The sequence below is a fragment of the Salinibacterium sp. M195 genome, from assembly GCF_019443965.1.
Lineage (GTDB): Bacteria > Actinomycetota > Actinomycetes > Actinomycetales > Microbacteriaceae > Rhodoglobus.
On the sequence record NZ_CP040814.1, the window covers coordinates 1672210 to 1686201 of the forward strand.

The following is a 13992-nucleotide window of genomic DNA, read 5'->3' on the forward strand; positions in this document are numbered from 1 at the left end:
CCCGTGTCTCACGAGAATTGGAGGAACCATCATGGCATCGTTCGTCGACCAGGTGACTCTTCATCTCGTAGCAGGACACGGCGGAAACGGCTGCGTTTCAGTCAAGCGCGAAAAGTTCAAGCCTCTTGCCGGCCCCGATGGCGGTAATGGCGGCAACGGTGGCGACATCGTTCTTTTCAGTGACCCACAGGTCACTACGCTTCTGAACTACCACCGTTCGCCGCACCGCAAGTCACAGCACGGTCAGCCCGGTCAGGGCGACCACAAGGCTGGAACAGCAGGCGCCGAAATGGTGCTGTCAGTTCCCGTTGGCACTCTTGTTCGGGATCACACCGGTGAAGTTCTCATCGACATGGATGCTCCGGGCATGCGTTTGATCGTCGGCCCTGGTGGCCAGGGCGGCCTCGGTAACGCGGCTCTGTCATCCACAAAGCGCAAGGCTCCTGGTTTTGCTTTACTCGGAACGCCTGGCTTTGAAGGCGATGTCTTCCTTGAGCTCAAGACTGTGGCTGATGTGGCGCTGGTCGGTTACCCGTCTGCCGGAAAGTCGAGCTTGATCGCAGCGATGAGCGCGGCGAAGCCCAAAATTGCTGACTACCCCTTCACAACTTTGCACCCGAACTTGGGCGTCGTTGAATCCGGCGACGTTCGGTACACGATCGCCGATGTTCCGGGACTAATCGAGGGCGCGAGCGAGGGCAAAGGCCTCGGGCTTGAGTTCTTGCGTCACGTCGAACGGTGCACCGCTCTGCTGCACGTTCTCGACTGTGCAACTTTGGAGCCCGGTCGCGATCCGATCAGCGATCTTGACGTCATTCTCGGGGAGCTAGCGGCCTATCCAGTTCCGGAAGGTCAAAAGCCGCTCCTTGAACGTGAGCAGCTCATCGCGCTCAACAAGGTCGATGTCAGCGACGGTAGTGATTTGGCTGCTCTTGTGAAGACGGAACTTGAGGCTCGCGGTTACCGAGTATTCGAAGTGTCCGCTGTTTCGCATGCCGGCCTTCGCGAACTTTCATTCGCGCTTGCCGCGATCGTGGTTGCCGACCGCGAGCTGCGCAACTCCGAGCCGGTCAAGGAACGCATTATTCTTCGCCCGCGCGCCGTCAACGCCAAGGACTTTGCTGTCAAGGTCGAGGGTGGCACCTACGGCAACATGTATCGCGTTGTTGGAGACAAGCCCGAGCGCTGGGTCGCACAAACTGACTTCGCGAACGAAGAAGCTGTCGGCTACTTGGCGGACCGTTTGGCGCGACTCGGAGTTGAAGATGATCTGTTCAAGGCTGGTGCCGTTCCTGGCTCCACGGTAGTTATCGGTGTCGGCGGAGGTGTCGTCTTCGACTGGGAGCCCACACTGTCTTCTGCTGCCGAACTGGTTGCGGCGCCGCGAGGTACGGATCCACGTCTTGATGACAACGAGCGTGCGACCAACCGCAGCCGTCGTAAGAACTATCTCGAGCGCATGGATGCCAAGGCTGCTGCGCGAGCAGAACTTCAGTCTGAGCGAGAAGCTGGCGTCTGGGTCGACGATGATGGTTTCGCTATCGAGAAAGACGATGAGTCGGAGAATCGTGACTAGCAAGCCCGTCGTGCGCGCCGATATTCCTCGTGCGCGTCGCATCGTTGTCAAAGTTGGATCGTCATCGGTCAGCGGCGTCAACGTGGGGCAAATCGGCGCTCTCGTCGATGCGCTATCTGCTGCTCACGCGACAGGGTCAGAAGTCATCTTGGTTTCGTCTGGCGCTATCGCGACCGGCATCCCTTTTCTCAAGCTGGATGGTCGTCCTACCGACCTGGCAACTCAGCAAGCAGCAGCTGCTGTGGGGCAAAACGTACTGATCTATCGCTATCAAGAGAGCTTCGATCGATACGGGGTGGTCGCGGCTCAAATCCTGCTGACCGCAGGCGACATGGATAACCCCACGCACCACAGCAACGCTCAGCGGGCCATGGAGCGGTTGTTGGGTTTGAAGATTTTGCCGATTGTGAATGAAAACGACACGGTCGCGACCCACGAGATTCGTTTCGGGGACAATGACCGTCTCGCCGCTCTTGTCTCGGTATTGGTGCGAGCTGACGTTCTCATCCTTCTCTCGGATATTGATGCCCTGTACACGAAACCGCCCTCGGATCCCGGTGCTGAGCGAATCGATATCGTGGCGTTCGACAATGACCTCGGCCACGTCACGTTCGGCGATATCGGTGCTGCCGGAGTTGGCACCGGTGGGGCTGGAACCAAGGTCGCCGCCGCCAAGCATGCGGCTGCTGCGGGCATTCCCGTGCTCTTGGCTGAAACCAGCAATGTCGCGGAGGCCCTCGCCGGCGCCTCAATCGGTACCTGGTTTGAAGCAGATACCGTCGCAACTGAGTGATCGAGAGCTTGCGGTGAGCGACGCTAGACTTTGAGCATGGTTGATTCAGCTGTGATCGAGCACACGATTGCCGAGAAATTTGAGGCCGCGCGTGGCGCGGCCCGCACCCTCAGCACCATCACCACGAGCCAGAAGAATGCAGCTCTCGCCGCCATCGCCCGCGATGTTGTTGCCAATATGGCTGACATCATCGCCGCCAATGCCCGCGACCTTGAACGAGGCAAGAGCAATGGAATGGCGGAGGGTTTACAGGAACGACTTCGGTTGACGCCTGACCGCATCGAGCAGCTCTCCGTAGCGGTGCGTGACATTATCGAGCTTGCGGATCCCGTCGGCGTCGTTGCGCGCGGTTCTGTACTGCCCAACGGGCTTGCGGTCTCGCAAGTTCGGGTGCCGTTTGGCGTAATTGGGGCCATCTATGAGGCGCGACCCAACGTGACCATCGATATTGCGGCCCTAGCGCTGAAGAGCGGCAATGCCGTAATACTGCGGGGTGGCTCAGCGGCCGAAGAGTCGAACCGTGTTCTCGTCGCAATTATCCAGTCCGCCCTCGCCAGCGTAGGCATAGTGCCGACCGCCGTTCAGACGATCGATGAGTTCGGGCGCGATGGCGCGAAAGCGCTCATGCAAGCGCGTGGTTTCGTTGACGTCCTGATTCCTCGGGGGAGTGCTCAGCTCATCCGCACTGTCGTTCAAGAATCGACAGTGCCGGTGATTGAGACCGGTTCTGGGATCGTGCACGTGTTCCTCGATGAGTCTGCTGATACCGCAATTGCGATCGACATTGTGCACAACGCGAAGGTGCAGCGACCGAGTGTGTGTAACGCGCTTGAGACGTTGCTGGTGCATGAAGCGGCAGCAGAGCGACTCATCCCTGTTGTCTTGGCTCGCCTTGCAGAGTCAGGCGTAACCATTCATGCCGACGAACGCACCCGACAGCTATTTCCGCAGGCTCTGGTCGCGAGCGAAGAAGTGTGGTCGACCGAGCACTTGGGCCTTGAGATTGGTGTGCGCGTCGTTTCTGATCTTGACGCCGCGATCGATCACATCACCACCTTTTCGACCAAGCACACTGAGTCGATCATTACGAATGATCTGACAAACGCTGACCGTTTTCTTGCCGAGGTCGACTCGGCAGTGGTGATGGTCAACGCGTCGACGCGATTCACGGATGGCGCAGAGTTCGGTTTTGGGGCTGAAGTGGGCATTTCGACCCAAAAGCTTCACGCCCGCGGACCGATGGGTTTGCCGGAACTCACGAGCACCAAGTGGGTTGTGCGCGGTAGCGGTCAGGTGCGCGGCTAGACTGTTGGTGGTTTCGCGAATGGAGATTTGATGTCGATTTTTCTGAATGTACTTGCGTCGAGCGAAGAGCTCGCGCCCCTAATCTTGCCGGCGCTTGCTTTTCCGGTCATCGCTGCCGTCGTTTTCACGACGCTCGGTTTCGTTACGTGGAGCTTCCGCGACGTCGCCAACCGTCACGTTGCTAAGCCCGCAAAGGCTGGCGACGCTCACGGCGCAGGCCACTAGGGCCTATTCGTGTCGGCTGAGTCCACGCAGCGTCGTGCGCGCATCGGTGTCATGGGTGGCACGTTCGACCCCATCCACAACGGTCACCTTGTAGCGGCGAGCGAAGCTCAGCAGCAGTTCAACCTCGACGAGGTGGTCTTCGTCCCTACGGGCAAGCCGTGGATGAAGTCGACGGTCACCGCTGGCGAGCATCGCTATCTGATGACCGTCATCGCGACAGCCGCCAACCCTGGCTTCAACGTCAGCCGGGTTGACCTTGAGCGTGAAGGCTCCACGTACACGATCGATACTCTGCGTGACATGCGTCAGGCCTACCCCGACGCTGACCTGTTCTTCATCACGGGTGCGGATGCCATGGCCCAGATCATGGAATGGAAAGACGTTTCTGAGGTGTGGTCTCTTGCCCATTTCATAGCAGTTTCACGGCCAGGACACCCGTTAACCATTAGTGGTTTACCTGCCCAAGGCGTAAGCTCGTTGGAAGTGCCGGCGCTTGCGATCTCATCAACTGATTGCCGAACCAGGGTTAGCCAGGGCTTCCCGGTTTGGTATTTGGTTCCGGATGGTGTCGTTCAGTACATCGCCAAGCACCACTTGTATCGGAGTATTTCATGACCACTTTTCACGACCCGCCGCAGTCTCGCCGCGCGGCACGTCAGAGTGAACGCGAGCGAGCTTCCGACGATCAGCCTACGGTAGAGGGCTTCACGACTTTCCCCTCGCAAGACACCACGAAGACTGACGCCGATCACCCCGCGCAAAGCGAGGCCGAAGCTCAGCCTGCCGCGCCCGCCGCCCCTGAAGCATCAGCAGCTCCTGTAGCGCCTGCCGTCTTTGACGCTCCGGCTGCCCCAGCGTCGTCGAGCCCTTCGAAGGATGCCGCGTACCGCGCAGCGCCGCCGCCCTCGCCGCAGACCCAGAATTCGACGTTCGCACCACCTCCGCCAGTAGCCACTCCTGCCGCCAAGTCAGCCGAGACCGAGACCGCGGCCCGAGACAACTCGTCAGATGCCGCAGAGCCTGCGATGTCCCACGACGGTACGCCCGAGCGAACTCTGACTCGTCGCGAACTCCGAGAGCTTCGCGCCCGTCAGGATGCCGAGTCGCCTGCTGCTGAGACTGCATCACCAGAAGCATCGGTCGAGCCAGCTCCGGCAGAAACGGATTCCGCTGCCGAGCCAGTTGTGCCGGCTCGTGGTTTCCCCCCCGTTAACTCGGTCGCTCCTGCTGAGGTCAAGAGCCTTCCGGCCAACGAGAATGCGGATGCCGTTGCGCACTACCCGTACTCGGGATCTGCTGGTCAGGCTTCTACGCCTCCGTCATCGAGCGCGCTCACTGTCGAGCCAGAGGTTGCGGCCTACGTTGAGCCGCCAGCCCTCATCGACCCCCTCGCAGTTGTTCCCGAAGCTGCGGCAGCTAACGCTGCGGCAGAAGATGCCCTCAGCGCCTTTGAGTCGCTGCTCGCGAACGCCGATGGATCCGCAAACGACCCGGCAGCCAACGAGACACCTCGTTCGCCCCTGGTAGATCGTCTGAGCGACTCAACCCCAGCAAAATCCGTCGCCGAACTGGACTTCAGCGACCCTGCGGGTTCCGCCGCCGCTGGTTCTCCAGCCTCCACCGGTTCTGCAGATAAGGATTCTGCTGCGCCCGCGTTGGCCGCTGACTGGGCGGGGGCAAAGACAGCCCCAGAGCCGACATCGGCAGCATCGCTGGCCGGGCTTCTTGGGCTTGCCCCTGAACCCGCAGCCGAAGCTCCTACGGAGGCCTCCGCGGCTGCGCCAACAAACCTCAGTAATGCGCGTGCGGAATTTGACGAGCAGGCTCGCAAACGACTCGACGGCGTGCTTCCGACAGCACAAGTTGGCCCCGGTGGCGACGCTGAAGCGAAAAGCGCACCGGCAGCGCCGAACGCAGCGCTGAATGCTGCTCCCGCCGTCGCCGCGCTCAAGACCGATGTTCCTCAAATCGATTCCTCAGCGTTGAAGCTCATTCCCGTTGGCCACTGGTCTCGTCAGGCCGCGGTGGAAGAGGAGCCGAACAACTCCGTCAGTTCGCGAACGATTAGCAGCGGAACAAGCGCAACAAGCGCACTAGTGTTGCCGGCTATTCCTTTTGCAACCGACATCCGCGGACCGCTGAACTCAAAGGGTGAAGCAGTACTCACCGGCTCCATCGATTTGCCCCATACCCTCTCGGCAAGCGGCGTCTCCGACCGGTTCGATCATGCTGACATCGATTCTCTGCTCGACCTCAACGACAGCGATATGGTGTCGACTGACTCGGCGCCGGTGCGTGCGGTTAAAGCCGTGAGCACCTTCTCGAATCAGTCAGTGACTCAGACGCAGAAGCCGAAGGGCACTCGTGCGCTGACGGTACTGCTGATTTCTGCATCGTCAATGGCTGTTGTCGTTGCCGGGCTTCTTGTGGCGGCATTCGCCTTCAACATGTTGTAGAGTTTACCTCTTTGCTTTATTTCCGATTAAGGATCCTGTGACTGCTTCTCCTCGTTCTATCGAGCTACTCTCAATCGTCGCGCACGCTGCCGATGCCAAGCAGGCGACGGATATGGTCGCACTCGATGTCACCGGTCCTACGCCTTACACCGACATCTTCTTCCTTGCGACTGGTCGCAACGAGCGCAACGTGCAGTCGATCGCGTCCGAAATCGAAGAAAAGATGATCGCGGCAGGCTCCAAGCCGATGCGCCGTGAAGGGCGTGCGGAGGGTCGCTGGATTCTCCTCGACTTCGGCCACGTCGTCGCGCACATCTTCCACGAAGAAGATCGCCTTTACTACTCCCTCGAGCGCTTGTGGAGTGATTGCCCCGTTCTGCCGATCGAGATCACGGCGAACGCCGCGCCAGAAGCAGACGCTGTTTAGTCTGTTTCGCTTTTTACTTCACACTTCGTAACCTAATTTGTGTGCGCGCGGATGTGCTGGTTTTCTTGATCTAGCTGGGCAGTTAGACCCCGCGGCGGTTCATCACGAGTCGCCAACTTTCTCTGGGGTTTCATGATTACGCTATCTTCCGTCACCAAGACTTTCGGTGACGACGCCAACCAGGTTCGCGCCCTCGACGACGTGAGTCTCTCCGTCGCCAGCGGCGAGATCTTCGGTGTCATTGGGCAGAGCGGCGCGGGCAAAAGCACGCTCATCCGCGCTGTCAACCTTCTCGAGCGGCCCGATTCTGGCACCGTCACCGTCGCTGACCGCGAATTGACGGCGTTGAACGACCGCGAGCTCCTTCACGCACGCCGTGAGATCGGCATGGTCTTTCAGCAGTTCAATTTGCTCGACAGCCGTACCGTGCGGGGCAACGTTGAGCTTGCGCTCGAAGTGGTTGGGGTCAGCCGCCGTGAGCGCACCAGCCGCACGAACGAGATTCTTGAACTGGTCGGCCTCGAACAGAAAGCTCAGCAGTACCCGGCGCAGCTTTCTGGTGGTCAGAAGCAGCGAGTGGGCATCGCCCGCGCTCTAGCATCACGACCGCGTGTACTGCTCAGTGATGAGGCAACAAGCGCGCTCGATCCCGAGACTACCGAGTCGATTCTGCAGTTGCTTCGCCGTCTCAACAAAGAGCTCGGACTCACTATTTTGCTTATCACGCACGAAATGGATGTCGTCAAGAGCATCTGCGATTCTGCGGCGCTCATGAGCGGTGGTCGTATTCTCGAGCACGGCCGTCTCGTAGATTTGCTTGTTCAGCCCGGTTCACAGCTCGCCCGGGGGTTGTTCCCGCTCGGTGAACTGCCGGAGGGCAACTCCACGGTGATCGATGTCACGTTCGTCGGGCTCTCGTCGGAGCGTCCCGTTGTGGCCCAATTGGCTCGTGCCCACCAGCTTGATGTCGGTTTGCTCGGCGCTGCGATCGAAACTATCGGCGGTGCCCAGTCCGGGCGCACCCGCCTTGAACTTCCCGGCTCGATCCAGGCACACACCGCCGCGATCGCCGACCTGCGCGCTCAAGGGCTCGTTGTTGAGATTGTGAGGAGCGGACGATGATTGATTCCAACGCTCCCGGCTTCTGGCCGCAGCTGCTCGAAACCCTCCTGAAGGCAACAGGGGAGACCCTGTATCAGGTGGGCGTCACGATGCTCATCACCCTCGTGATCGGGCTGGCGCTCGGTACGCTGCTGGTCGTCACGGACCGCGGCGGAATCCTTGAGCGTCCGTTCGGCAGCGTAATCGCCGGTCGGATCATCAACGTCATCACCCAAACGGTGGTGAACCTCGGCCGTTCGATCCCGTTCATTATTTTGATGATCGCGCTCATCCCCTTCACGCGCTTGCTGCTCGGTTCGGCGTTCGGCGTTTCTGCGGCAATCGTGCCACTCACCGTTGCCGCCATACCGTTCTATGCACGCATAGTGGAGATCTCACTGCGCGAGGTCAACGAGGGACTCGTCGAGGCAGGTCACTCGCTGGGCGCGACGCGTTGGCAGCTCGTCTCGAAGGTCATCATTCCCGAGGCTGTTCCTGGCCTCATCCGTGGCTTTACAACGACAGTGGTGTCGATTGTGAACTACTCCGCCATTGTGGGCGCGATCGGTGGTGGAGGTCTGGGTGATGTTGCTATTCGCTATGGACACCAGCGCTACAGCGTCATCCACATTGTCGCGGTCATCATCGTGTTGGTGGCGATTGTGCAGATCGTTCAAGTGGTCGGCGCCCGCCTGGCCAACCGAATGTCTCACCGCTGACGCAGTCGGCGGCTCACCCCCACGTAGTTCTTACTAACCACATTCGTTTCACCCTTCACCAAAGGATTAGTTATGTCACGCTCCAAATTCTTCTCACTCTCTACCGTTGCCGCCGCTGGCGTGCTCGCTCTTACTCTGGCTGGATGCTCGGCTCCCGCTGAAGAAGCAGCCCCGACTGACGGCACGCTCGGTTCGCTAACCGTCGGCGCCACCGCAACACCGGCTGGCGAGATCGTCCAGTTCGTCGTCGACAGCGGACAGGCTGAGGCTGCTGGCCTCGAACTCGACATCGTTGAGTTCACCGACTACACGACGCCTAACCCCGCACTGAGCGAGGGCAGCCTCGACGTCAACCTGTTCCAGCACGAGCCGTTCCTCGACCTGTACAACGACAACACGGATGACAACCTCTTCGTTGTCGGCCAGGTTTACCTTCCGCCGCTGGCGCTCTACTCGAAGACGGTTGACGAGCTTGCTGACCTCAAGGATGGCGCGAACATCGCGCTGCCCAACGATGCGAGCAACGAAGGCCGTGCCCTTCTGCTACTTGCAGATGCCGGCCTCATCGAAACCACGGACGCCCCGTCGACCGTTTCGGACATCACCGACAACCCCAACGACTACAACTTCATTGAGATCGACGCAGCGAGCCTGCCTTCGGCTCTCGATGACCAGGACGCGGCGATCGTGAACTTCAACTACGCCGGTGCTGCTGGGCTCTCCGGTGACCTGCAGCTCGTCACCGAGGGCACTTCGAGCGTGTACTACAACACGCTCGTCACGCGCGATGAACTCAAGAGCGACCCCCGGGTGGTCAAGTTCTACGAACTATTGACCTCTGACGAGACCAAGGCGTACATCAACGAGTTCTACAACGGACTCGTTATCCCCGTTTCCTAGTCGCAGGGCAATCGCGCCTGGCGTGAACTGCACTCTGTAGTGAGAGGGGCGGTCGATATCCATCGGGATGTTGGCCGCCCTTCACTCTTTCACCAAAATATTCGCAGACATTCGGCTCGGAATCGCTCAGATGGTGTCGGATGTGCTGAGCGTGTAGTAATCTTGACAAGTTGCGTTTTCGTGAGAGAACACAGCAGATGGGTCCATGGCGCAGCCCGGTAGCGCACCTGCATGGCATGCAGGGGGTCAGGGGTTCGAATCCCCTTGGATCCACCATCTAGCCCCGTAATCAAAAGATTGCGGGGCTTTTTCGTGTCGTGTCGCGGTGAGCACTGGCTGCTTCATTGCCGGTTCTTCTGGGCCAGTGAAGATCTTCGCTGCCGCCCCGTGCGGGGGCTCCCGCGGCGGTGCCGCAGCGACTAACCTGAGCGGAAATGATGTGACCGGCCTCAGATAGTTCTTACGCAGTTACAGTGGGCTGGGAAGTGGCCGCCGAAGGCTGAGATGGACGGAATCCTTACCCATGCACGAGATCACCTGCCCGCACTGCCATAAGGCTTTCACTATCGATGAGGCTGGCTATGCCGACATCGTGAAGCAGGTCCGCGACAGCGAGTTCGAGGGCGCCCTCCATGAGCGGCTTGAGCTAGCCGAGAGCGCGAAAAAGGCGGAGATAGAACTCGCTGAGGCCAGAGTCGCGACGGCACTACAGGTGGAAGCAGCGAAGAAGGATGCGGCTATTCAGGAGTTGACCGCGAAACTCGATTCCGGCGCAGTAGCGCAGAAACTTGCTGTTTCAGAAGCGCTGAGCGCAGTGCAGGGGGAGCGGGATGCTCTCGCGAATGAGCTAGAGAAGGCCAAGCGAGAGCGGGAGACAGCCGCCGAACTTTCTGAGGCCAAGCGTCTGAGTGAGCTTCATCAGGCCACGGCAGCGAAAGAGCTGGAGATTCACGAGTTGAAGTCGAAGCTTCAGGCAAGTGACTCCGAACAGAAGCTCGCACTGTCAGCAGCGGTCGGCGCCGTGGAGAAGGAGCGTGATGGGCTCAAGGGCAGTCTTGAGCGGGTAGAGCTTGAGATGAAGCTCGTAGAAACGTCGATGAAAGATAAGTACGAGACGCAGATCAAGGACCGCGATGACGCGATCGAGCGCCTGCGCGACATGAAAGCTCGGCTCTCGACCAAGATGGTCGGGGAGACGCTCGAGCAGCACTGTGAGACGACGTTCAATCAGATCCGTGCCACGGCATTCCCACGCGCCTACTTTGAGAAAGACAACGACGCTCGAAGCGGCAGCAAGGGTGACTACATTTTCAAAGAAGCGGATGAGTCGGGCACCGAGATCGTGTCGATCATGTTCGAAATGAAGAATGAATCTGACACGACCGCGTCTAAACACAAGAACGAGGACTTCCTGAAAGAGCTCGACAAGGACCGCACCGAGAAAGGCTGCGAATACGCGGTTCTGGTGTCTCTGCTTGAGTCAGACAACGAACTCTACAACTCGGGCATCGTCGATATGTCGCACCGATTCCCGAAGATGTATGTTGTTCGGCCGCAGTTCTTCTTACCGATGATCACGGTGCTCCGAAACGCTGCGCTGAACTCGCTGAAGTACAAGTCAGAACTCGCACTCGTGAAGGCTCAGAGCATCGATGTCACGAATTTCGAGGAAGAACTCGACTCCTTCAAGACGGGATTCGCACGCAACTTTGACCTCGCTTCCCGCAAATTTCAGACCGCAATCGACGAGATCGACAAATCGATCGACCATTTGCAGAAGACACGGGAGGCGCTTCTCGGAACGAACCGTAACCTTCGACTCGCCAACGACAAAGCGCAAGATGTCACCATCAAGAAACTGACGCGCGGTAACCCCACGATGACGAAGAAGTTTTCTGACCTCGGTGAATCACACGTCGCTGATTAGGCGACTAGCGCGTAGTGACCGGCGTCGTCGGTGGCGCAGCGGTCGGCTTGCGCACCCGAGCCTTGAACCACGCTGTGTCGGGTACGCGAGCGAGTAGCGGCCCGGCCACGATCGTCATGAGTACATAGGCGGTGGCGAGCGGGGCGAGCATCGGTTCGATGCCAGCACCGACTGCGAGCCCCGCGATCACGATGGAGAATTCACCACGCGGCGTGAGCGCTAAACCGGTGCGCCAACGACCGGGCGCGGCGATCCCGGCGCGCTTCGCGGCCCTATAGCCGGAGAAGGTTTTTGTGCCGATCGTCAGCACTGCGAGTCCAAAGGCGGGAAGCAGCACGGGAATGATGTCTGCTGGCGAGGTCGAGATCCCGAAGAAGACAAAGAAGACGGCGGCGAACAGATCGCGCAGGGGAGTGATGAGCTGGGCGGACTGGTGAGCCACTGGCCCGGAGATCGCAATGCCGACGAGGAAGGCACCGACTGCGGCCGAGACATTGACGCCCTCGGCAAGGCCAGCGACGAGCATGGTGAGCCCCACAACGCCGAGCAAGAGTGCTTCCGCATTCTTGTCGGGAAGCAGCCGCGACAGGAAGCGTCCGTGGCGCAGTGCAACGTAGAGGATGGTGACAACGACAGCAACGGCAATCGCCACAGTAATGGCCCCTTGCAGTAGCCCAGCCCCGATAACGAGCGCGGACAACACCGGCAGGTAGAACGCCATGGCGAGGTCTTCCATCACCAAAATTGACAGAATTACCGGAGTCTCGCGGTTACCGAGGCGACCTAGATCTCGTACTACCTTGGCGATAACCCCGGAGGACGACACCCACGTCACTCCAGCGAGAGCAACAACCGCGGCGGGCTCCCAGCCCAACAAGATCGCAAAGAGAGCGCCGGGGATGGCGTTGAATACGCCATCCAAGATGCCAGAAAGTCGAGATGTCTTGAGGTTCGACATGAGCTCTTCTGCGGAGTACTCAAGGCCCAACATGGCAAGCAGCAGAATCACGCCAATTTGCGACCCGACCACGAAGAACTCTTCGCTGGCTTGGAGCGGAAGAAGTCCGCCTTCACCGACGGCGAGACCGGCGAGCAGGTACAGCGGGATCGCCGAAAAACCGAAGCGTGCGGCAACTCTGCCAAGCACACTAAGCACGAGCAGGAGAGCGCCAACCTCGATAAGTAGCTGCGTCGTCTCGTGCATACGCGAGCCTTAGCTTGGGCCGCTATTGATGAGCTTGCTGAGCGCGTCAAGACCCTTGCGGGTTCCGACTGCGACGATCACGTCACCGGGCTCGTAGACAACCTCGGGACCAGGAGACGCAATGACATCATTGTCGCGAGCGATAGCAACGATCGATGCACCCGTGAGAGTACGGGCCTTCATGTCGCCCATAGGGTGGCCGACAAAGCCAGAACCACGGGGAAGAGAAATCTCTTCCGTGAATAGGCCCTCGGCCTTTTCGCCGAGCACCGACAAGCGGCTCAGCGTGAGTGATGAGCCGAGAACTTCAGCAATGGCTGCAGCTTCGTCATCGCTTAAAGAAATTGACGCGGCATTCGAGTCAGGGTCATCCGCGTTGAAGAAAGCGAGATCGCGTTCTCCAGACCGCAGCGACACCACGCTGACGCGGCATCCTGACGTGGTGATGACGTCATTACGCACGCCAAAACCGGGAAGGTCAATTCGTTCGATTCTTACGCCCACGGCTCCAACTTACCAATTCACTAGTGGCCAATAGTCCAGCGAGCAGCCTACGCCTTTAAGCCGCAACCCCGTACTTTTTCATGGAGGTCTCCACAATGGTCAGGCCTTCAAGGCCGGGCATGCGCGAAATGTGCTCGTCGAGCTTGCGGATCTCGCGCAAACCTTCCTGACCAGAGAAAAGGTGACCCATCACGTGAGTGACTTCCTCGGCGGGCATGATGCTCGATCCCACTGGCCCCCACGCGCCCTTCAGTGCGAGACGAGCGAGAACCTGGGCCTTCTTGCTCTTCGCTAAACGCTCGCGGGCCTGAGTCGCATAAAAGGCAACGTGACGTGCCTCTTGCTTAGCAATGCGGCGCAGCAATTCTGACAGAACCGGATGCTTTTCCATGTCTGCGAGACGGTTGTAGGCGGCGACAGCCGACCACTCGTTCGCGGCGCCCCAAATCATGTGCACGGCAATGAAATCCTTGCCAATGACGTTACCCAGAACGGACTGCTTGATCGGATCAAGGCGGTCCTTCCATCCCAGTTTGAGGCGGGTCGCCTTGAGCTCGTCATAATCGAGTGTCACTTCGTGAGCCCCCAAGACTTTGGCGAGGGCCTCGCCATGCCAGAACTCTTCGCGGTTCCACATCGTCATGAATGCGCTCACATCAACCTCCTTGTGAGAGGGCGTGACAAGCAGATCGCGCAGGTAGCAGACCGTGTGATATTCGACATCGGCCATGTAGCGCAGGCTGCGAAGAGTCGAATCAGGCAGCGGGTTGCGCTGAAACTCGGAGAAGTCGAGGTCGCCCCACTGAACCTTCTTCGAGGTGGACGTATAGCGATCGATATCAAATGCCATGAGGT

At 59.4% G+C, this 13992-nt stretch carries 14 protein-coding genes and 1 tRNA gene; 12 read left to right on the top strand and 3 right to left on the bottom strand.

Going from position 1 to position 13992, the window contains the following annotated elements; translation table 11 throughout:
- Nucleotides 1–31 precede the first annotated feature (31 nt).
- The 12 genes from obgE to FFT87_RS08080 all read left to right on the top strand — a co-directional run bounded on the left by obgE (nucleotide 32) and on the right by FFT87_RS08080 (nucleotide 11429).
- Nucleotides 32–1576, top strand: a complete 1545-nt coding sequence (gene obgE / locus FFT87_RS08025; RefSeq protein WP_219948240.1) for a GTPase ObgE — start codon at nucleotides 32–34, stop codon at nucleotides 1574–1576.
- A complete protein-coding gene (gene proB / locus FFT87_RS08030; RefSeq protein WP_255558954.1) occupies nucleotides 1569–2369 on the top strand; it encodes a glutamate 5-kinase in 801 nt (266 codons plus the stop codon). Before obgE ends, proB begins: the two co-directional genes overlap by 8 nt.
- 36 nt (nucleotides 2370–2405) lie before the next feature.
- Complete coding sequence (locus FFT87_RS08035; RefSeq protein WP_219948242.1) at nucleotides 2406–3674, top strand: glutamate-5-semialdehyde dehydrogenase; 1269 nt, start codon at nucleotides 2406–2408, stop codon at nucleotides 3672–3674.
- Nucleotides 3675–3704: 30 nt separating this feature from the next.
- Entirely contained in the window at nucleotides 3705–3899 is a 195-nt protein-coding gene (locus tag FFT87_RS08040; protein WP_219948243.1) for a hypothetical protein, read from the top strand.
- Nucleotides 3900–3950: 51 nt separating this feature from the next.
- Complete coding sequence (gene nadD / locus FFT87_RS08045; protein ID WP_255560135.1) at nucleotides 3951–4514, top strand: nicotinate-nucleotide adenylyltransferase; 564 nt, start codon at nucleotides 3951–3953, stop codon at nucleotides 4512–4514.
- Entirely contained in the window at nucleotides 4511–6355 is a 1845-nt protein-coding gene (locus FFT87_RS08050) for a hypothetical protein (RefSeq protein ID WP_219948245.1), read from the top strand. The genes nadD and FFT87_RS08050 overlap by 4 nt, the downstream gene beginning before the upstream one ends.
- Before the next feature lie 37 nt (nucleotides 6356–6392).
- The gene (gene rsfS, locus FFT87_RS08055; protein WP_219948246.1) at nucleotides 6393–6782 is read left to right on the top strand and encodes a ribosome silencing factor; all 390 of its coding nucleotides are present in this window, start codon (nucleotides 6393–6395) and stop codon (nucleotides 6780–6782) included.
- Nucleotides 6783–6914: 132 nt separating this feature from the next.
- Nucleotides 6915–7904, top strand: a complete 990-nt coding sequence (locus tag FFT87_RS08060; RefSeq protein WP_219948247.1) for a methionine ABC transporter ATP-binding protein — start codon at nucleotides 6915–6917, stop codon at nucleotides 7902–7904.
- Nucleotides 7901–8602: a methionine ABC transporter permease gene (locus tag FFT87_RS08065; protein ID WP_219948248.1), complete on the top strand. Its 702-nt coding sequence runs from the start codon at nucleotides 7901–7903 to the stop codon at nucleotides 8600–8602. Before FFT87_RS08060 ends, FFT87_RS08065 begins: the two co-directional genes overlap by 4 nt.
- 72 nt (nucleotides 8603–8674) lie before the next feature.
- Nucleotides 8675–9502: a MetQ/NlpA family ABC transporter substrate-binding protein gene (locus tag FFT87_RS08070; protein WP_219948249.1), complete on the top strand. Its 828-nt coding sequence runs from the start codon at nucleotides 8675–8677 to the stop codon at nucleotides 9500–9502.
- A gap of 199 nt (nucleotides 9503–9701) precedes the next feature.
- A tRNA-Ala gene (locus tag FFT87_RS08075) sits at nucleotides 9702–9778 on the top strand.
- 247 nt (nucleotides 9779–10025) lie between these two features.
- Nucleotides 10026–11429: a DUF2130 domain-containing protein gene (locus FFT87_RS08080; RefSeq protein WP_219948250.1), complete on the top strand. Its 1404-nt coding sequence runs from the start codon at nucleotides 10026–10028 to the stop codon at nucleotides 11427–11429.
- 4 nt (nucleotides 11430–11433) lie between these two features.
- On the opposite strand, the gene FFT87_RS08085 is transcribed toward FFT87_RS08080, so the two are convergent.
- Genes FFT87_RS08085 through FFT87_RS08095 form a run of 3 tightly spaced genes read right to left on the bottom strand, consistent with a single transcriptional unit; the run spans nucleotide 11434 to nucleotide 13987 of the window.
- Nucleotides 11434–12633, bottom strand: coding sequence for a cation:proton antiporter (locus FFT87_RS08085; protein ID WP_219948251.1), 1200 nt, complete (start codon nucleotides 12631–12633; stop codon nucleotides 11434–11436).
- Nucleotides 12634–12642: 9 nt separating this feature from the next.
- A complete protein-coding gene (locus FFT87_RS08090) occupies nucleotides 12643–13137 on the bottom strand; it encodes a cation:proton antiporter regulatory subunit (RefSeq protein WP_219948252.1) in 495 nt (164 codons plus the stop codon).
- A gap of 55 nt (nucleotides 13138–13192) precedes the next feature.
- Nucleotides 13193–13987: a ferritin-like domain-containing protein gene (locus FFT87_RS08095; RefSeq protein WP_219948253.1), complete on the bottom strand. Its 795-nt coding sequence runs from the start codon at nucleotides 13985–13987 to the stop codon at nucleotides 13193–13195.
- Nucleotides 13988–13992 lie beyond the last annotated feature (5 nt).